The organism is Bradyrhizobium sp. USDA 327, assembly GCF_041262065.1.
GTDB lineage: Bacteria > Pseudomonadota > Alphaproteobacteria > Rhizobiales > Xanthobacteraceae > Bradyrhizobium > Bradyrhizobium liaoningense.
Map to the genome: position 1 here is coordinate 1530233 of NZ_JBGCCW010000001.1, position 19461 is coordinate 1549693.

Annotated in this window: 19 protein-coding genes; 11 read left to right on the forward strand and 8 right to left on the reverse strand. The window is 66.0% G+C overall.

The window, feature by feature from the left end:
• Positions 1-18: 18 nt before the first annotated feature.
• Together ABIA42_RS06945 and ABIA42_RS06950 are read right to left on the reverse strand one after the other, a co-directional pair.
• Positions 19-1158, reverse strand: a complete 1140-nt coding sequence (locus ABIA42_RS06945; RefSeq protein ID WP_370114674.1) for a thiolase — start codon at positions 1156-1158, stop codon at positions 19-21.
• 3 nt (positions 1159-1161) lie between these two features.
• Positions 1162-1575, reverse strand: coding sequence for a Zn-ribbon domain-containing OB-fold protein (locus ABIA42_RS06950; protein WP_027558650.1), 414 nt, complete (start codon positions 1573-1575; stop codon positions 1162-1164).
• Between the two features lie 178 nt (positions 1576-1753).
• On the opposite strand from ABIA42_RS06950, the gene ABIA42_RS06955 reads away from it, so the two are divergent.
• The 5 genes from ABIA42_RS06955 (at position 1754) to ABIA42_RS06975 (ending at position 6640) form a co-directional block, all read left to right on the forward strand.
• A complete protein-coding gene (locus tag ABIA42_RS06955; RefSeq protein WP_370114673.1) occupies positions 1754-3103 on the forward strand; it encodes an amidase in 1350 nt (449 codons plus the stop codon).
• On the forward strand, positions 3096-3782 hold the full coding sequence (locus ABIA42_RS06960; RefSeq protein WP_370114671.1) for a DUF2848 domain-containing protein: 687 nt from the start codon (positions 3096-3098) through the stop codon (positions 3780-3782). The genes ABIA42_RS06955 and ABIA42_RS06960 overlap by 8 nt, the downstream gene beginning before the upstream one ends.
• Before the next feature lie 149 nt (positions 3783-3931).
• Positions 3932-4678 carry a 2OG-Fe(II) oxygenase gene (locus ABIA42_RS06965; RefSeq protein WP_370114669.1) on the forward strand — a complete coding sequence of 249 codons (747 nt, stop codon included), beginning with the start codon at positions 3932-3934 and terminating at the stop codon, positions 4676-4678.
• 9 nt (positions 4679-4687) lie between these two features.
• A complete protein-coding gene (gene alkB, locus ABIA42_RS06970; protein ID WP_370114667.1) occupies positions 4688-5341 on the forward strand; it encodes a DNA oxidative demethylase AlkB in 654 nt (217 codons plus the stop codon).
• 54 nt (positions 5342-5395) lie between these two features.
• On the forward strand, positions 5396-6640 hold the full coding sequence (locus ABIA42_RS06975) for an MFS transporter (RefSeq protein WP_370114665.1): 1245 nt from the start codon (positions 5396-5398) through the stop codon (positions 6638-6640).
• On the opposite strand, the gene ABIA42_RS06980 is transcribed toward ABIA42_RS06975, so the two are convergent.
• The 6 genes from ABIA42_RS06980 to hpaH form a co-directional block, all read right to left on the reverse strand.
• Positions 6618-8246, reverse strand: a complete 1629-nt coding sequence (locus ABIA42_RS06980; protein WP_370114663.1) for a thiamine pyrophosphate-dependent enzyme — start codon at positions 8244-8246, stop codon at positions 6618-6620. The genes ABIA42_RS06975 and ABIA42_RS06980 overlap by 23 nt on opposite strands.
• A 25-nt stretch (positions 8247-8271) precedes the next feature.
• A complete protein-coding gene (locus ABIA42_RS06985) occupies positions 8272-9141 on the reverse strand; it encodes a fumarylacetoacetate hydrolase family protein (protein WP_370114661.1) in 870 nt (289 codons plus the stop codon).
• Positions 9141-10124: a 3,4-dihydroxyphenylacetate 2,3-dioxygenase gene (hpaD, locus tag ABIA42_RS06990; RefSeq protein ID WP_271528651.1), complete on the reverse strand. Its 984-nt coding sequence runs from the start codon at positions 10122-10124 to the stop codon at positions 9141-9143. Before hpaD ends, ABIA42_RS06985 begins: the two co-directional genes overlap by 1 nt.
• A 107-nt stretch (positions 10125-10231) precedes the next feature.
• Positions 10232-11770: a 5-carboxymethyl-2-hydroxymuconate semialdehyde dehydrogenase gene (gene hpaE, locus ABIA42_RS06995; protein ID WP_370114659.1), complete on the reverse strand. Its 1539-nt coding sequence runs from the start codon at positions 11768-11770 to the stop codon at positions 10232-10234.
• A complete protein-coding gene (locus ABIA42_RS07000; RefSeq protein ID WP_370114657.1) occupies positions 11763-12161 on the reverse strand; it encodes a 5-carboxymethyl-2-hydroxymuconate Delta-isomerase in 399 nt (132 codons plus the stop codon). The genes hpaE and ABIA42_RS07000 overlap by 8 nt, the downstream gene beginning before the upstream one ends.
• 31 nt (positions 12162-12192) lie before the next feature.
• On the reverse strand, positions 12193-12999 hold the full coding sequence (gene hpaH, locus ABIA42_RS07005) for a 2-oxo-hept-4-ene-1,7-dioate hydratase (protein ID WP_370114656.1): 807 nt from the start codon (positions 12997-12999) through the stop codon (positions 12193-12195).
• A 111-nt stretch (positions 13000-13110) separates the two neighbouring features.
• On the opposite strand from hpaH, the gene hpaR reads away from it, so the two are divergent.
• The 6 genes from hpaR to ABIA42_RS07035 all read left to right on the forward strand — a co-directional run bounded on the left by hpaR (position 13111) and on the right by ABIA42_RS07035 (position 19393).
• A complete protein-coding gene (hpaR, locus tag ABIA42_RS07010) occupies positions 13111-13641 on the forward strand; it encodes a homoprotocatechuate degradation operon regulator HpaR (RefSeq protein WP_370114654.1) in 531 nt (176 codons plus the stop codon).
• Positions 13642-13759: 118 nt separating this feature from the next.
• Positions 13760-14845, forward strand: a complete 1086-nt coding sequence (locus ABIA42_RS07015) for a malate/lactate/ureidoglycolate dehydrogenase (RefSeq protein WP_370114652.1) — start codon at positions 13760-13762, stop codon at positions 14843-14845.
• Positions 14846-15006: 161 nt separating this feature from the next.
• Positions 15007-15783 carry an HpcH/HpaI aldolase/citrate lyase family protein gene (locus ABIA42_RS07020; protein WP_061020197.1) on the forward strand — a complete coding sequence of 259 codons (777 nt, stop codon included), beginning with the start codon at positions 15007-15009 and terminating at the stop codon, positions 15781-15783.
• Positions 15784-15879: 96 nt separating this feature from the next.
• Entirely contained in the window at positions 15880-17403 is a 1524-nt protein-coding gene (locus ABIA42_RS07025; protein ID WP_271528645.1) for a UxaA family hydrolase, read from the forward strand.
• A 186-nt stretch (positions 17404-17589) separates the two neighbouring features.
• Complete coding sequence (locus tag ABIA42_RS07030) at positions 17590-18111, forward strand: PAS domain-containing protein (protein ID WP_271528644.1); 522 nt, start codon at positions 17590-17592, stop codon at positions 18109-18111.
• Positions 18089-19393: a methyl-accepting chemotaxis protein gene (locus ABIA42_RS07035; protein WP_370114649.1), complete on the forward strand. Its 1305-nt coding sequence runs from the start codon at positions 18089-18091 to the stop codon at positions 19391-19393. The genes ABIA42_RS07030 and ABIA42_RS07035 overlap by 23 nt, the downstream gene beginning before the upstream one ends.
• Positions 19394-19461: the final 68 nt, after the last annotated feature.

Consider the following 19461-nt stretch of genomic DNA (forward strand, 5'->3'; position numbering starts at 1 on the left):
ATCCCGGAATGACAGTCACTACCTCTCGTTCGTAAACACGATCGTGCCACTTGCGGCGAACATGCCGCCGACGCCGTGGCACACCGAAATCCTCGCGTTCGGCACCTGCGCCGGCGCGATTCCGCGCATCTGGCGGACGCTCTCCTGGAGCGCGTACATGCCGTACATGCCCGAATGCATGTAGCTCAGTCCGCCGCCATTGGTATTGAGCGGGAGCTTGCCGCCGGGACGCGTGTTGCCGTCCGCGATGAACTGGCCGGTTTCCTCGTACGGCATGAAGCCGAGATCACCGAGCCCAAACAGGGGCAGGTGTGCAAACGCGTCGTAGATCATGAGATGGTCGACGTCCTCATGCGCAATGCCGGCCTCCTTGAACGCCAGCGGCCCTGCGACCTTGAACGCGCGCGAGGAATTGAACGTCTCCATCTGGCTGACCATCGGCGTCTCCACGCTCTCGCCGGTGCCCATGATATAGACGGGCTTGCGCGGAAAGTCCCTGGCGCGGTCCGCGGAGGTCAGGATCAGCGCACCGCCGCCGTCGGTGACGAGGCAGCACTGCAGCAGGCGGAACGGATAGGCGATCATGCGCGAGTTGAGCACGTCGGCAACCGTGATCGGCTCCTTCATCATCGCGCGCGGATTCTTCGCCGCCCACTCCCGCTGCATCACCGCAACCGAGGCGAGCTGCTCGTGGGTGATGCCCCAGGTCTTCATGAAGCGCAGCACGGGGATCGGAAACATGCTGGGCGGACCGTAGACGCCATAGGGCGCCTCGAACTGGCCGTTGAGGCTGTCCGGCGGGGTCGAGCGCGGCAGCTTGCCGATCATCGACTTGCCGCTCTCGGCGTGGGTGATCAGCACGGTCTTGCACAGGCCGGCCTCGATCGCCGCGGCGGCATGGCGGACGTGGAGCATGAACGAGCAGCCGCCGACCGAGGTGCCGTCCACCCAGGTCGGCTTGATGCCGAGATAGTGGCAGACCTGCTGCGGCGTCTCGACCGCGGTGGCAAAGCCGTCGATGTCGGACAGCTTCAGCCCGGCGTCCGCAATGGCGTTGAGTGCGGCGTCCGCATGGAGCTGGAGCTGCGAGGCGTTGGGGATGACGCCGAGCTCGGTGGTCTCGGCCGCGCCGACGACGGCAACCTGGTTCTTGCGCATGACTTATCCCTTCGCCGGACGGAAGACGGGGAGGGTGATCTTGTCGTCGAGCTCCTGGAACGCGACCTCGAGCTTCATGTCGAGTTCGAGCGCCTCAGGCGTCTGCGGGCAGTCGATGATGTTGCTCATCATCCGCGGGCCCTCGTCGAGCTCGACCACGGCGATGGCGTAAGGCGGCGTGAAGCCCGGCGCGGCGGGGCGATGGTTGATCACGTAGCTGTAGAGAAAGCCCTTGCCGCTCGCCTTGAAGATGCTGACCTTGCGCGAGGCGCAGGAGGGGCAGAATGGGCGCGGCGGGAAGTAGACATGTGCGCAGGCGTCGCAGCGCTGCAGCCGCAATTCGCCCGCTTTCGTGCCGTCCCAGAAATGCTGGGTCTCCGGCGTCGGTTTTGGTCGCGCGCGCTGCGGTTCGGCCATGTTGGGGGCTCCTCCCAAAAGACAGGCTTCCCGCCTGGCTGTTTCGATCTTGATGCGACAATCGACTATAGTGCGTCAACGGTCCAGCAATGCGCATGCATGCCATCATGCGCACAATGCTTGTGTCGAACTGAGCCCGCGCTATAGATTGCGCGCGCCAATATTCCGTGAGACAGACATGCCCGATTTTCCGACACTGGCGAAGCTCGCCGAAGACCTCGAAAGCGGCCGCACGACCTCGCGCAAGCTGGTCGAGGCGTGCATCGCCAGGATCGCCGATCCCGCCGGCGAAGGCCAGCGCGCCTTCATCCATGTCGACAAGGACGCCGCGCTGGCGGCGGCCGATGCTATGGACGGCTTGCGCAAGGCCAAGGCGGCGCCGTCGCGCTATGCCGGCATCCCGATCTCGATCAAGGACCTCTTCGACATCAAGGGCCAGGTGACGCGTGCCGGCTCGCGCGCGCTCGACGATTCGCCCCCGGCCGAACAGGATGCCGCGACGGTGGCGCGACTGCGCAGGGCCGGCTTCGTCGTGATCGGCCGCACCAACATGACCGAGTTCGCCTATTCCGGCATCGGCATCAATCCGCATTACGGCACGCCGAAGGGCGTCTGGAACCGGGCCGAAGGCCACGTGCCCGGCGGCTCCTCCTCGGGCGCGGCAGTTTCGGTGCTGGACGGCATGGCGCATGGCGCGCTCGGGACCGACACCGGCGGCTCCTGCCGGATCCCGGCTGCCTTCAACGGCATCGTCGGCTACAAGCCGACTCAGCGCCGCGTGCCGCTCGACGGCTCCGTGCCGCTCTCGTTCTCGCTCGACAGCATCGGCCCGCTGGCACGGTCGGTCAGCTGCTGTGCCATACTCGACGCCGTGCTCGCGAACGAGCCGATCGTCGCATTGAAGCCGCGGCCGATCCAGGGCATGCGGCTCGCGGTGCCCACCACGATCGCGCTCGACGACCTCGACACGGAAGTGGCCACGACCTTTGAGCGCGCCCTGAAGACGCTTGCCGATCACGGCGCCATCATCGAGCGCATCGAGATGGCGGAGTTCCACGATGTCGGCCCGATGAACGCCAAAGGCGGTTTTGCGGCCTCTGAAAGCTATGCCTGGCATCGCTATCTCATCACGGCGAAAGGCGATGTCTATGATCCCAGGGTCGCCGTGCGCATCATGCGCGGCGAGGCACAGAGCGCGGCCGATTACATCGATCTTCTCAACGAGCGCCGCTCGCTGATCGCCCGCGTCAATGCGCGCATTTCGTCCTATGACGCGCTGGTGCTGCCGACCACCGCCAACACGCCGCCGAAGATCGCCGATCTCGCCGACGACAAGGCCTTCACCACCCAAAACCTGCGCGCGCTGCGCAACTGCACCCTGATCAACATGATCGATGGCTGCGCCATCTCGATCCCTGCACATCGTGAGGGCGAGGTCCCGGTCGGCCTAATGCTGGCAGGCTCCGGCGGATCGGACCGACGCATTTTCGAGCTTGCTGCCGGCATGGAGGCCGTCATTCGTGTTTGACCTGACTTTCACCGTCGATGCCCAGGACACCACCACGCCGCTGACGCTGGCGATCGACCAGATGGTCATCGCCGGCTGGACCGGCCGCGATCCCGTCGCCCGCGACAAGCACATCGCCGAGCTGCAGGAGATGGGCATCGCTCCGCCGGCCTCGACCCCGATCTACTATCGCGCTTCGGCGCGGCGACTGACCCAGGAAGACCGCATCGAATGCACCGGCGGCGATTCCAGTGGCGAGGTCGAGTTCGTGCTGATCGGCTGGCAGGGCCGCATCTTCGTCGGCTGCGGCTCCGACCACACCGACCGCAAGGTCGAGGCCTACAGCGTCACGGTATCCAAGCAGATGTGCGACAAGCCCATCGCCTCCACCCTGTGGGAGCTCGAGGACGTCATCGGCCACTGGGACAGGATGATCCTGCGCTCCTATGCCACGATCAAAGGCGAGCGCGTGCTCTACCAGGAAGGCACGCTCGACGCGATGCTGCCGGTCACTGAGCTCATCGCGCGCGGCTTTCCGGGTGAAAAGTTCCCCGACGGCTGCGCCATGTTCGGCGGCACGTTTGCCGCGAAGGGCGGCATCCGCCCCGCCGACCGCTTCGACTTCGAGTTGCAGGACCCCGTGCTGAAGCGCACGATCAAGCACGGCTACGACGTGGTGACGCTGCCGGTGCGGGGCTGACATCTCCGCTGTCATTGCGAGGAGCCCTTGCGACGCAGCAATCCAGACTGGTTCCGCCGAGGGATTCCGGATTGCGTCGCTGCGCAATGACGGGGAGAGAGTCGGAAATCGGGTGGCGGGGTGAACGTTGGGCTGCAAAGGTGATTGCTATGACAATGACCGCGCGAAAATCAGCCCAATCCTTCGCTCCCGACCTCGCCGCCCGCGTCGACGCCCTCGGCTGGCCGCAGATCACCGCCGAGCTCGACTCCCAGGGCTGCGCCGTCTTGAAGGGCCTGCTCACGCCCGATCAATGCCGCGCCACCGCCGCGCTCTATCCCGACGACACGCAGTTCCGCAGCCGCATCGTCATGGGCCGGCACGGCTTTGGCCGGGGCGAGTACAAGTACTTCTCCTATCCGCTGCCCGACCTGATCGCGCAGCTCCGCCCGGCGCTCTACGCGCATCTGCAAGGCGTCGCCAATCGCTGGAACGAGGCGATGGGGATCGACATCCGTTATCCCGGAGAACATGCGGCCTTTCTGAAGCGCTGCCATGAGGCCGGACAGGCGCGGCCGACACCGCTGCTGCTGCAATACGCGGCCGGCGACTACAATTGCCTGCACCAGGACCTCTATGGCGAGCACGTGTTCCCGCTCCAGGTCGCGATCCTGCTCTCCGAGCCGGGCCGCGATTTCACCGGCGGCGAGTTCGTGCTGACCGAGCAGCGCCCGCGCATGCAGTCCCGCGCCGAGGTCGTGCCGCTCGCGCAGGGCGATGCGGTCGCCTTCGCCGTGCATCACCGTCCGGTGCAGGGGACACGCGGCACCTACCGCGTTAATCTGCGCCATGGCGTCAGCCGCATCCGGTCCGGCCAGCGGCACACGCTGGGCGTGATCTTTCATGATGCCAAATGAGCGCTGCGATTGACGGGTGATCTATTTGACAATGTTGCCGAAGCACAGCCGTTGCGCGAGGAGATCGCCGACGGCGCGGTGCTGCTGCCCGGCTTCGTCAAGCCGATCGAGCGCGAGCTGATCGAAGCGGTGCGCGCCATCGTGGCGCAGTCGCCGTTCCGTCGGATGACCACGCCCGGCGGCTACCAGATGTCGGTGGCGATGACCAATTGCGGCGAGCGCGGCTGGATCACCGATCACACCGGCTATCGCTACGATCCCGTCGATCCGAAGACCGGCGCGCCATGGCCGGCGATGCCGCCGGTGCTCCGCGATCTCGCCCGGCGCGCGGCTGAGCAGGGCGGTTTCGAAAGCTTCGCGCCCGACGCCTGCCTCGTCAACCGCTACGAGCCCGGCACTCGATTGTCGCTGCACCAGGACAAGGACGAGCTGGACTATTCGGCGCCGATCGTCTCGGTCTCGCTCGGCCTGCCCGCGACCTTCCTGTTCGGCGGCCTGGCGCGCAGCGACAAGCCGCGCCGCTTCCGGCTCGTCCATGGCGACGTCGTGGTCTGGGGCGGGCCGAGCAGGCTCACCTATCACGGCGTGGCGCCGCTCGCCGACGGAGAGCACGCGCTGCTCGGACGGCGGCGCATCAACTTGACCTTCCGCAAGGTGCTCTGAGGCATTCCCAAGAGGCGCCCCTGTCGTCTAAGCTTCTGCGAGGGGGGCGGCGACATGACGACTGTACAGGTCTCGACCGGGGCGGGCACGAGCGCATCGCGCACGGGGCTCTATCTGGCCGTGCTGCAACTCGTGTTCACGCTGGGCTGGACGACCTATGTCGTCTACCTGCCGAAGCTCGCGGCGGACGTCGGCCTTGCGCCGGCGGCCGTGATCCTCATCCTGATGCTGGACCAGGCGATCTTCACCATCGCCGATACCGCGATGGGGATCGCGGCCGACAAGCTCGCGCCCGTCGTCGGGCGGCTCGGCCTGTTCGTCGGCGTGCTGGCGGCGATCTCCTGCGCCGCCTTCGTCGCGCTCCCCTTCGTGGCCGGCATCGGTGCCGGCGCGCAGGTCTGGTTCATCGTGCTGATCGTGGTCTGGTCAATCGCGTCGTCGGCCCTGCGTGCGCCACCGCTGACCCTGCTCGGCAAATACCGTGCCCGGCCGCAGGTGCCGTTCCTCGCGGCATTGGCCATGCTGGGCTATGGCGTCGCCGGCGCCGTATCGCCCTATCTCGGCGTGGTGCTGCGCGAGCACGATGCGCGGCTGCCATTCGTGATATCGAGCGCGGTGCTGCTGCTGACGGCGCTGGGGCTGTCGCGGATCGAGCATGACGTGGTGCGCGACGCCCCGCCGCCGACGCCGGCCGAGGCGGCCAAACCGCTTGGTCTCGTCCCGATTGCCTTCATCGTCGCGATGGTCGCGCTGGCACTCGGCTACCAGCTGCACTTTGCCATGAACAGCGCGCCGTTCTATCTGCGCTTTGCCAAGCCGGATGAGCTGCAATGGCTGATGCCGGTGTTCTGGATCGGCTTCAACATCGCGATGTTTCCGGCAAGCCTCGTCGTCAAGCATCGCGGCGGCTTGATCGTGATGGGCGCCGCCGGACTGTTCGGTGCGGTGGCGATTGTCGTGGCGGAGCTTGCCGGCAGCCTCAATACGGTGATCGTCGCCCAGTTCCTCGCCGGCGCTGCGTGGGGCTGCATGCTGATGAGCGCGGTCTCGGCCGCGCTTGCGATCGGCTCGACCGGCGCGGAGGGAAAGGTCACGGGCCTCGTGTTCTCGGCGCTCGCGCTAGGCACCTTCGCGCGCATGGCGGCGGTCGCGGGCGGCCTGCAGAAGATGCCGGACTTCGCACCGCTGCTGCACTGGGCCCCCGTCGCCTGCTGGTCGGTTGTAGGCGCCGGCTTGCTGGTGATTGCAGCCGCCCGGCTCCAGGGCGGTGTTCAGCTCAAGGCTTCGGCGGGTGGATGAATGCCCAGGGGCTCACTTCCGAATCCCTGGTCACCTCGACCGAGATCAGATACGGCCCGCCATGGGCCAGCGCCTTCTCCAGCACGGCCTTGAACTGCTCGGGCGCAGTGACGCGCCCGGCCGCGACGCCAAAGGACTCCGCGAGCCTGACGAAATCCGGGTTGACGAGGTCCGATGCCACCACGCGGCCGTCGAAACGTTCGCGCTGGTCGCGGCGGACGTTGCCATAGGCGTTATTGTTGAACACCAGCGCCACCACGCCGATGTTGAACTGCACGGCGGTCGAAAGCTCCTGCACGCCGAACATGAAGCCGCCGTCGCCGGTGATGGCGACCACCGGCTTGTCGGGGTTGGCGACTTTTGCGCCGAGCGCGGTCGGAAAGCCCGAGCCGAGCGTGCCCTGGTAGCCCGAGGTGATGAAGGTGCGCGGCTGGTAGACCGGGAAGCCGTACCAGGAAGCGAAGCCGACCTGCGACAGTTCATCCGTGACGATCGCATTCGCCGGCAGCACCTCGCGCAGGATGTTGAGATAGGCCATCTGCGGCTGGATGCGCTGGATCTCGGCTTGCGCGGTCGCGGTCGCCTCGCGGATCGCCTCCCGCCGGCCACGGGTGCGCGCATAGCCGGCTTTCTTCACGGCCGCGACGAGATCGGCCGTACCGGCCTTGGCGTCGGCGACGATGGCGGCATCGGAGATGATCCGGCGCATCTCGGCCGGGTCGATATCGATCCGAATGGATCTCAGTCCACTCGGCTGATAAGGCCAGCGAAAGCCCGAGGCCGGCAGCTCCGCGCGGGTGCCGATTGCGATCATCAGATCGGTCGTCGGCCACAGTCTGTAGGCCGCCGCCATGGTGAGCCCGAGCTCATGCGCGTTCGAGATGATGCCGCGGCCGCTGCGGAAGGCCACCACGGGCGCATCGATCATCTCAGCGAGTTCGAGGATCTCCTCGCCGGCCTCGATCGCGCCGCTGCCGACGAAGATCATCGGTGCCTTGCTGGTCTTGATGAGCGCGGCCGCCTGCCTGACCAGGTCGGGATCGGGCCGCGGCGCGGGCAGCGGCTCCAGCATTTGAGCAGCCGCCGTATCCGCGCGCTGGGTGAAGACGTCCCAGGGCATCTCCACCGAGGCAGGGCCGCGCCGTCCCGACATCATCTCCTGGAACGCGCGCGCCACGATCGTCGGCGCGTTGCCGGGATATTCGATCCGGTCCGCCCATTTCACATAGGTGCGCAAGGTCGCCAGCTGATCCGGCATCTCGTGCAGATGGCCGCGTCCCTTGCCGAGGAACTGCGTCGGCACCTGGCCCGTCACGCACAGCACCGGCTCGTTGCAGCCGAACGCAGTCAGCAGTGCCGCGCTGGCATTGAGCACGCCCGGGCCGGGCACCACGCTGAACACGCCGGGCCTGCCGCTGGAGCGCGCGTAGCCGAATGCCATGTAGCCGCAGGCCTGCTCGTGCCGTGCGCCGATCACCTTGAGCTGGGCCTGATGGAAGGCGTCGAACAGGCCGTAGACCTGCGCGCCGGGCAGGCCAAACACGGTGTCGACGCCATGGGCGACCAGGCCGCTTACGATCGCTTCGCCGCCGGTGAGGGTGGTCATCTGGCTATTCCACTTCGATGATTGTTCAGGCTTCGTCGACGACGCCGTTGCGCAAGCGGCCGATGCCCTCGGCCTCGACCTCGACGACGTCGCCGGGCTTCAGGTACCGCGGCGGATCGAACCGCGCACCCGCGCCGGTCGGCGTGCCCGTGACGATGATATCGCCGGGGACGAGGGTTGCGAAGGTCGAGATATAGTTCACGAGATAGCGGAACGGAAACATCAACCGGCTGGTGCGATCGTCCTGCCTGAGTTCGCCGTTGACATGCGTGGTGAGACGAATGTCCGCAATCTGCGATTCCGATGTGTAGGGCACGAGCCACGGGCCGAGGCTGCCGCTGGAATCGAAGTTCTTGCCCTGGGTGACGTTGAACTTGGCGTGGCGCAGCCAGTCGCGCACCGAGCCCTCGTTACAGAGCGTCAGCGCGGCAATGTGATCGAGCGCGGCGCTTTCCGGAATGTGCCGGCCTTGCTTGCCGATCACCAGCACGATCTCGCCCTCATAGTCGAGCTGCGCGGACGCGCGCGGGCGCACCAGCGGCGTGTCGTGCCCGACGAAGGAGCGCGGTGAGCGCATGAACATGCTCGGATATTTCGGCGCGTCCTGGCCGTCCTTGTACTCGGCGTTGCGGTCAGGATAGTTGACGCCGATGCAGATGATTTTCTCCGGCGCGGGCACCGGCGGCAGCCAGGTGATCTCGCTGAGCGCGTGATCAGGTGCGCGGCCGGCAGCCTCTTCGGCAAAGCTCAAGAGCTTTCCGGCCGCGATCACCTCGCGCAGCGTTGGATAGTCCTTGCCGTAACGCGCGGAGAGATCGACGAGGCCGCCGTCTACGACGGCACCGTAGCGGCTTGCACCCTTGACGGAATAGGTGGCGAGGCGGGGGCGGGTCATCAATCCGCCACCAGCACGTCGGCCACGAATTTCGGCTCGCGCACGGCCTGGCCCGTGAACGGCGAGCCCTGCTCGAACCAGGAGCGCGGCGCGGGTGCGCCCCAGAGCGTCTGGCGGCGCGGATCGCGCAGCGACCAGCGCAGCGGCTCGTGGTCGTGATCCCCCGTGAAGTAGTCGCTGGTGTAGAGCTCGAGGCGGTGTCCATCAGGGTCGCGCACGTACAGGAAGAACGCGTTCGAGATGCCGTGGCGTCCCGGGCCGCGCTCGATGTTCTTCACGAAGCCTTGCGTCGCCATGACGTCGCAGAGATGGATGATGTTCATCGCCGTCGGCGTCCAGTAGGCGAAATGGTGCAGGCGCGGACCCTTGCCGTTGGTGATGGCGAAATCATGGACGTTGCCCTTGCGATGCATCCAGGCCGCGGCGATGCGCCCGTTCGGGCCGTCCTCCTCGGCGTATTCGGTGAGACGGAAGCCGAGCCGGGCGTAGAATTCCATCGTGTCCTGCACTTCGGCAGCGAAGACGTTGAAATGGTCGAGCCGCTGCGGATGGCACCCCCGGTAGAGGTCGTAGCGGCGGAGCAAATGCGGCCGCCGGTCCATCGAGGCGTAGAGCTCGATCTGGAAGCCGAAGGGATCGGTGAATTGCAGCGTGCGGCCCTGGAACGGTTGGTCGACGAAGGCGTACGCCAGGCCGTTCTCGGAGAGAAAGGCGGCGGCCTTGTCGAGATCCTTGTCGTTGCCGACCTTGAAGCCGAGCCGCGCGCAGGCCGGCGCAGCCGCCTTGCGCAGGACGAGCGAGTGATGCTGGTGCTCCTCGGCCGCGCGCAGGTAAACGACATTGTCGTCGGCGTCCTCGACATGCAGGCCGACGGTGGTCTCGTAGAACTCGCGGCTCAGCTTCAGATCGGTGACGTCGAGCACGACGTGGCTGGAGCGGATGATGTTGAACGGCGGCTCGAAGACGTGTTGCGGTACCGGCATGTGCGTTTCCCCTCAATAGGCCCGGTCATTCCGGGGCGGTCCGTCAGGACCGAACCCGGAATCTCGAGGTTCCGGGTTCGCTTCGCGCCCCGGAACGACTGCTTTCCTCAAATTCCCAGCTTCTGAATCTTGTGCGTGCCCCGCGCCAGCGAGACGTGCTTGGTTTCCATGTAGAAGTCGAACGAGTAATCCCCGCCGTCGCGGCCGATGCCTGAGGCCTTCATGCCGCCGAACGGCGTCGGCAGATGGCGGACGTTTTCCGAGTTCAGCCAGATCATGCCGGCTTCCAGCGCATCGGCCACGCGCAGCGCCCGGCCCATGTCGTTGGTCCAGACATAGCCGGTGAGGCCATAGCGGATGTCGTTGGCGATCTCGATCGCGTCCGTCTCGTCGCGGAACGGCAGCACGGTGAGGAACGGCCCGAACACCTCCTCCTGCGCCACGCGCATCTTGCCATGCGCGCCGGTCACCAGCGTCGGCTCGACATAGTGTCCGCCGCCGGGGCCGTCATAGGCCTTGCCGCCGACCGCGATCGTCGCGCCGTCCTGGCGCGCGACGTCGAAATAGGAGCAGACCTTTGCGAGGTGCCGCTCGTGGATCAGCGGTCCGATCTCGGTTGAGGGATCGAGGGGATGGCCGACCTTCAACGCGTTCACGCGCGCGGTCAGCTTCTCCACGAATCTCTCGGCGATGCTCTGCTGGATCAGCAGGCGGCTCGACGAGGTGCAGCGCTCGCCGTTGAGCGAGTAGATCATGAACACGACGGCGTCGAGCGCGCGGTCGAGATCGGCATCGTCGAACACGATGACGGGGTTTTTGCCGCCGAGCTCGAAATGCACGCGCTTCAGGGTCGGCGCCCCCTGCATCATGATGGCCGAGCCCGTCGCGCTTTCGCCGACGAAGCCGATCGCTTTGATGGCGGGATGCTCGGTCAGCGCCTTGCCGGCCTCTTCACCGAAGCCGTGGACGGTGTTGAGCACGCCATCGGGCACGCCGGCTTCCTTCACGAGCTTCGCCAGAGTGGAAGCCGTCACCGGCGACCATTCGGCCGGCTTGTGCACGACGGTGCAGCCCGCAGCGAGAGCAGGGGCGATCTTCCAGGTCGAGAGCATGAACGGCGTGTTCCACGGCGTGATCACGCCGACCGGGCCGATCGGCACGCGGGTCGAGACGTTCCAGTGCTCGTCGCTCGGCGTGTTGAGGCCGTCGCGCGCCTCCGCGCATTTGTCGGCGAAGAAGCGGAAGTTCTCCGCGGCGCGGATCGCGGCCTTGGCCATGAAGCGATAGGCCTGGCCGGTGTCGATGCATTCGAGCACCGCGATGTCCTCGGCATTGTCCTCGATCGCATCGGCCACGCGATGCAGCAGCTTGCGCCGCATCGCGGGCCCCATGTCGCGCCAGGACTTGAACGCAAGCGCAGCGGCCGTGGCCGCAGCGTCGATGTCCTCCGCATTGCCGCGGGCGACGCTTGCGAGCACGGCGCCATCGACCGGCGATTTCGTCTCGAACGTCTCGCCCGAGATCGAGGCGACGACCTTGCCGTCGATCATGTGGCCGATGCCGTCCGCGCGCAGCGTCTTCAAGAGCGGCGCGGCGCGGTCGCGATTGGCCTGGAACACGTCGGCTTTCGGCATGGGCTTATCCATGGGCGGCCTCCGCTTTCAGGGCGTCGTGGATGTTGTTGCGCTTCCAGCTGGTGTCCTTGTCGTTGATCTGCATGTCGAACGACAGTGCGAACCTGCTGGCGGCAAAGACGGGATCGAGATGCTTCGAGAGCGCCTGGAAGATTTGCTCGCCGGCGTTCTGACGTGTCTTGAGATCGCGGCCCTCGCCGATGCGCAGCACCATGTCGAGAAAGCCGTAATCCTGGCGGGCGTCCGCGATCGCATAATGCTCGCACCTGACGGCGCGAACGCGGATGCCGCCGAGGGGGAAGATGCCGGTCTCGCTGGCTGCCTTGCGCACGACCTCACATACCGTGCCGATGTCGAGGCGGTCATCGAGATTGGCCGAATATTCGATCGTGAAATGCGGCATCGCGGTTTCACTCCCTGTCTTCTTGTTCGCCTTAAGCGAAGTAGCAGCTCACCGAGCCGTAGGCGCCATAATCGGCCTGAATTGTGTCGCCCTTGCGAGTCTCGATCGGACGGATGAAGGAGCCGGCGAGGACGACCTGGCCGGGCTCCAGCGCAAGGCCGCGCGGCGCGATCTTGTTGGCGAGCCAGGCCACGGCCGTGGCGGGATGATTGAGCACGCCGGCGGCAAGGCCCGTCTCTTCCAGCTGGCCGTTCTTGAAACAGAGCGCGCCGATCCAGCGCAGGTCCGCGTCCAGCGGGCGGATCGGCCGTCCTCCGAGCACGATGCCGGCATTCGCCGCGTTGTCGGCGATGGTGTCGAAAATCTTTCGCGTCGTTTTCGTGGTGGGATCGACGCGTTCGATCCGCGTATCCAGGATCTCCAGCGCCGGCACGACGAAGTCGGTGGCGTTGAGGACGTCGAACATCGTGCAATCGGGCCCAGAGAGTCGCTTGCTCATGACGAAGGCGAGTTCGGCCTCGACGCGCGTCGCGATGAAACGCTCGGTCGGAACGATCCCGCCATCGGCGAAGAACATGTCGTCGAGCAGCACGCCGGAATCCGGCTCGTCGATATTGAGCGCGCTCTGCATCGCCTTCGAGGTCAGGCCGATCTTGTGGCCCTTGACGATGCGCCCTTCGGCGATCTTGACCTCGACCCAGGCCTTCTGAATCGCGTAGGCATCGGCGATGGTGATCTCGGGAAAATCCTGTGACAGCTGCCGGATCTGCGTGCGGGTCTTCTCCGCCTGGTGCAGACGTCTCGCGCAAGCTCGGATATCGTCGTTGGAAAGCGCCATCTTTAGTCTGACAAATCGTGGTGCCCAGAGATACTTAACATGTTAAGTGAATGCGTCAAACACAATTCAGGCTTGCTGCACTGCAAACATTCTGCGGCTTGAAGGGGCGTCATGACGAAGAAACCCGCCGATCCGGCCAACGGAGGCACGCCTGCCGCAGGACCCGCCGCAAGACAGGTGCCGATGCGCGACTTCTCGCGCTCGCTGCCGATGTCGCTGCTGCGGGCGCGCGAGGCGGTGATGCGGCAGTTTCGTCCGTCGCTGCGCGAGCACGGCCTGACCGAGCAGCAATGGCGCATCCTGCGCGCGCTCGCTTCCATCGAGGCGGTCGAGGTCACGGAACTCGCGCGCACGGCGTTCCTGCTGGGGCCGAGCCTGTCGCGCATTCTGCGCGATCTGGAGGCGCGCAACCTGATCGAGCGCAAGACCGCCAAGGCGGATCAACGCCGCAGCATGGTCTCGATCTCGAAAGAGGGTGTGAAGCTGATGGCCTCCGTCGCGCCGACGTCCGAAGCGATTTACGCGGAGATCACGCGACGCTTTGGCACACGCAAGCTTGCCGAATTGCAGGAGATGCTCGGCGAGCTCGAACGGAGTCTTGCGGGACTCGGCGCCAGCGAGGAAGCAAGTCCCGAGGAGTGAAAGCAGATATGCGCTCCCATGCGGCAACGGCCATGGACATGGTCGCGTTTTTTCGCTCAAGTGCCGCCCAAGCCGATCGCTGCAAAGTCGGCGCCGGGGAGAGGCAGACAGGGCCGTCATGGTCACCATTCAGGTCCAGAAGCTGATCGACTTCGTCACCGAAGTCTTCGCGCAGGCACAGTCCTCGCCGGAGGAGGCCAGGCGTATCGCCACCTATCTGACCACGGCGAATCTGACTGGCCATGACAGCCACGGCGTGATCCGCGTTCCCGTCTACATCCGCTGGCTGAAGACCGGATCGGTCGTCCCAAATCAGAACGCGGAGGTCGTGCTCGACACGCCCTCGCTCGCGGTGGTCGACGGCAAGTTCGGCTATGGCCAGACCGTGACGCCGCAGGCGGTCCGGATCGGCATCGAGAAGTGCAGGAAGGCTGGGCTTGCCGCGGTCGCGCTGCGCAACGCCGGTCATATCGGCCGCGTCGGCGACTGGGCCGAGATGGCGGCCGCCGAAGGTCTCATCTCGGTGCATTTCGTCAATGCCGCGGGCTCGCTGCTGGTCGCCCCGTTCGGCGGCGTCGAGAAGCGGCTGTCGACCGCGCCGTATTGCGTCGGCATCCCGCGTGAGGGCCAGGATCCGATCGTGCTGGATTTTGCGACCTCGGTCGTCGCCGAGGGCAAGGTGCTGGTAGCGAGCCGCGGCGGCAAGAAGCTGCCCAAGGGCGCACTGGTCGATTCCGACGGGACCTTGAGTGAGGATCCGGCCGTGCTCTACGGCCCCTACACGCCGGACGGGCCGCGCGATCACACCAAGGGAACGGGCGCGATCCGCGCCTTCGGCGAGCACAAGGGATCGGGGCTCGCCTTCATGTGCGAGCTCTTGGGCGGCGCGCTGACCGGAACCGGCGCCACCTCGGGCGGGCGGCGCTTTGCCAACGGCATGCTGGCGTTCTATGTCGATCCGAAGGTGGTCGACACCTCGAACATTTTCGACGCCGAAGTCTCGCGCTACGTTGATTTCATCCGCGCCACCAAGCCGATGGCCGGGGTCGATCAGGTGCTGATTCCGGGCGATCCGGAGCGAAAGACCCGCGCTGAGCGGACCCGGAACGGCATCCCCTTGCCGGATGACACCTGGGCGGCAATAGTGAACACCGCCCGTGAGGTCGGCGTCAGCGAAGTCAGCATCCAGAGGGCGACGGCTTAGAGCGTTTCGTCATTGCGAGGCGCGCCAGTGACGGAGCAGTCCAGAGTGCCATCGCGGAGAAATTCTGGATTGCTTCGCGGAGCCCGTCATCGGGCCGCGCTTCGCGCGGACCCGCTGGCTCGCAACGACAGTGAGTGAGATCAACAAAGAAGGAAGGCAACGTGGCGAATAAAGTCAAAGAGATCTGGAAGTCGGGCAAGGCGGTCGTCAACGCGTGGCTTGCCATACCCTCCGGCTTCTCGGCCGAGATGATCGCGCAATGCGGCTTCGACAGCGTCACCGTCGACATGCAGCATGGCGTGCAGGACTATCTGTCGATGGTGCAGTGTTTCCAGGCCATGGACAAGCATCCGATCACGCCGATGGTCCGCGTGCCCTGGAACGAGCCCGGCATCATCGGCAAGGTGCTCGATGGCGGCGCCTATGGCGTGATCTGCCCGATGGTCAACACGCCGCAGGAAGCCCGGAACCTCGTCTCCTATTCCAAATATCCGCCCAAGGGCGTGCGCTCCAACGGCCCGATCCGCGCCGGCATGTACGGCACCGCCGGCTCCTACCAGAAGACCGCCAACGACGAGATCGTGCTGCTGCCGATGATGGAGACCCGGACCGCGGTCGAGAACATGGAAGCGATCCTCGATGTCGAAGGCATCGACGGGGTCTATATCGGCCCGTCCGATCTCGGCTTCTCCTACGGCCTCGAGCCCAAGCTCGACCGCAGCGAGCCGGAGATCCTCGCAATCTACGAGAAGATCATCAAGGAGTGCGGCAAGCGCGGTCTGAATCCGGGCATCCACTGCAGCGGCGCGGAGGGCGCGGCGCGCGCCATCAACATGGGCTTCAAGCTGGTGACGCTGTCCAACGAGGTCGGCCTGATGACGACCTACGCCAAGATGCAGGTCAACGCGACCCGCAAGGATTCAGGCGGCAAGGCCTGAGCTCCGGGCGAATGGCGCATAGGGAGTGGCGAATGGCGCCGCTCCCTTTTCCATTCGCTACTCACCGTTCGCTATTCGCCTCCGAAGGAGACTCCCATGACCGTCAGCCCCGTCATCCGCCTGCATCCCGATGATGGCGTGGTCATCGCGCGCGCGAGCCTGCCGCCTGGAACGAGCGTGGCTGACGGCGTGACCACGGTCGATCGCATTCCCTCCGGCCACAAGGTCGCGATCAAGCCGATCGCCGAGGGCGAGCCGATCAAGCGCTACGGTCAGATCATCGGCTTTGCCACGGTGCCGATCGCGCCGGGTCAGCACGTGCACGTGCACAACTGCGGCATGGGTGATTTCGCCAAGGACTACGCCTATTGCGCCGACGTGAAGCCGACGCCGAACTTCGACCTGCCGGCGACCTTCGAGGGCATCCGCCGCCCGGATGGCCGCGTCGCCACGCGCAACTATATCGGCATCCTCACCTCGGTGAATTGCAGCGCGCACGTCGCGAGCCTCGTCGCCGACGTCTTCAAGAAGAATCCCTTCACCGGCGACAACCCGCTGGCCGACTTCCCCAACGTCGACGGCGTGGTCGCGCTCACCCACAAGACCGGCTGCGGCATGACGCAGAACGAGCCCCTGGCGCTGCTCCGTCGCACGCTCGGCGGCTATGCGCGGCACGTCAATTTCTCGCACGTCATCGTGCTCGGCCTTGGCTGCGAGGTGAACCAGATCGGCGGCCTGATGGAAGAGCAGAAGCTCGCCGGCCGCCTCCGTGCGATGGACATCCAGGAGGTCGGCGGTACCCGCAAGACGGTGGAGGCGGGCATTGCCTTCGTGCGCGAGGCGCTGGCTGACGCCAACAAGGTCAGGCGCGAAACAGTGCCGGCCAGCGAGCTCACCGTGGCCCTGCAATGCGGCGGCTCGGACGGCTATTCCGGCGTATCCGCCAATCCCGCGCTCGGCGCGGCGAGCGACCTCATCGTGCGCCATGGCGGCACCGTGATCCTGTCGGAGACGCCGGAGACCTACGGCGCCGAGCACCTGCTCACGCGCCGTGCCGTCAGCCGCGAGGTCGGCGAGAAGCTGGTCGATCTCATGCGCTGGTGGGACGAGTACACGACGCGCGAAGGCGCCGAGATGAACGCCAATCCCAGTCCGGGCAACAAGGCCGGCGGTCTCACCACCATCCTGGAAAAGTCGCTCGGCGCGATGGCCAAGGCCGGCACCACCAACCTCGTGGAGGTACTGCGCTACGCCGAGCCCGTCACCAAGAAGGGCTTCGTCTTCATGGACACGCCCGGCTACGATCCAGTGGCTGCGACCGGGCAGGTCGCCGGCGGCGCCAACCTGGTCTGCTTCACCACGGGCCGCGGCAGCGTGTTCGGCTGCAAGCCGGCGCCCTCGATCAAGCTCGCCACCAACACGCCCATGTACAAGCGAATGGAAGATGACATGGACGTCAATTGCGGCACCATTCTCGAAGGCGAGGAGAGCGTCGCGCAGTGCGGCCAGCGCGTCTTCGATCTCATCCTCAAGACCGCCTCGGGCCAGCCGACCAAGAGCGAGAGCTTCGATTTCGGCGGCGCCGAGTTCGCGCCGTGGGTGCTCGGCGCGACGATGTAATTGCGCCCAGTGCGCCTTGCTGCGCAATTCTGCAGGACGAGCAGGGCCAGTCCGTAAATCTACGGAGGCGCTGCGCGGCCTCGCGGCTTCCAGCGCTCATCTATGATTAATGTTTCCTGTCGTAATCCTAGAGCGATGCGGGCCGCTCCTTCGAGGAGTGCTGCCCTTCGTGAGGATTCGTCAACGATGACGCGTGCGATACGGCCGACTGGCGTGGAAAATCTCCTCGGTGAGGAGGAGCTGATTGTATCGAAGACCGATCTCAAAGGTCGCATCACCTACGCCAATGATGTCTTCATCCGGATGGCGAAGTACTCGTGGAAGGAGCTGATGGGCGCTCCCCACAGCCTGATCCGCCATCCCGACATGCCGCGCGCCGTGTTCAAGCTGCTGTGGGACACGCTCCAGTCCAAGCAGGAGATCTTCGCCTACGTCGTCAATCTGGCGAAGGACGGCAGTCATTACTGGGTGTTTGCCCACGTCACGCCGACATTCGACGAGCGCGGCAATATCGTCGGCTATCACTCCAACCGCCGCAAGCCGGATCCTGCGCAGATCGAGCGCATCAAGCCGATCTACAAGACGCTGTGCGCGGAAGAGGCGCGGCATGCCAATGCCAAGGACGGCATGCATGCGAGCTTCGAGGCGATGGTCGGGCTGCTCAAGCAACAGGGTGTCGGTTACGATGAATTTGTGCTCTCTCTCTAAGGCGCAGGGAGCGACCGCGCTCGCATGTGTTCTTGCAGTCGGTGCGTTCGTTCTCTCGCTTCTCGGTGTGACGGGAATCACCGGTGCTGTTTTGCTCGGCGCGACGGTCGTGCTGCTCGGCTATGCCGTGTGGTCCCAGCATCGGACGGCGGTGGCCGTCGACGAGGTGGCTGATGTGTGCCGCAAGGCGGCGCATGGCGACCTCGAAGCGCGCATCATGAGTGAGCGGCAGGCCGGGCGGATCGGAGCGATCCAGAAATCCGTCAACGACATGCTCGACATCACCGACGCCTTCGTCCGCGAGGCCTCGGCGTCGATGGACTATGCCAGCCGCGGCAAGTATTTCCGCAAGATCCTCGCGCGGGGTCTGCCCGGCTCGTTCCGCCGCTCGGCGGTCGTCATCAACGCCGGCACCGACAGCCTCGGCCGCCGCGTTGTGGAGATCGCCGGCCTCGCGCGGGAGTTCGGCACGCATCTCGACGCGGTTGCGGGCGGCCTCATGGGCGCCGCGACCGATCTCGAATCCGACGCCGGCCAGATGGCGGCAGCGGCGGAGAAGACCAGCCGGCAGACCTCCGGCGTGCTCACTGCGTCGGACCAGGCTTCGCGCAACGTCGCCACCGTCGCCGGCGCCGCGGAGCAACTCGCCTCATCGATCGCCGAGATCAACCGCCAGGTCGCTGGCTCGACCGCGAGCACCGGGCGGGCGGTGGACGAAGCCAATCGTGCCGGCAGCGAGATCCGCACGCTGGCGGGCGCCGCGATGCAGATCGGCGACGTCGTCAAGCTGATCAGCGAGATCGCCGAGCAGACCAACCTCCTGGCGCTCAACGCCACGATCGAGGCGGCCCGTGCGGGGGATGCCGGCCGCGGCTTCGCGGTGGTGGCCTCCGAGGTCAAGAGCCTCGCCAACCAGACCGCGAAGGCGACCGAGGAGATCAGCGCCAAAGTCGGCGAGATGCAGCAATCGACGACCACTTCGGTTGCGGCCGTCGAGGCGATCGCGCAGACCATCGCCGAGATCAACGGCATCACGGCCTCGATTGCCGCCTCGATCGAGCAGCAGGGGGCCGCGACGCGCGAGATCGCCCGCAACGTTCACGAGGCCTCCGCCGGAACCTCGCAGGTCTCCTCCAACGTCACCGGCATCAGCGAAGCCGCCGCCGATACGGGCCGCGTGGCGAGCCGCGTCAACAGCGCCTCCGAACGCGTCCACGGTGAGGTCGAGACGCTCCGGCGCGAGGTGACGCAGTTCTTGCAGCGGCTGACGTCCGCGGCGTAGGGCCGCCCATCAGAGGCCGTCATGTCCGGGCTTGTCCCGGGCATCCACGTTCTTGGGGACCGCAGACG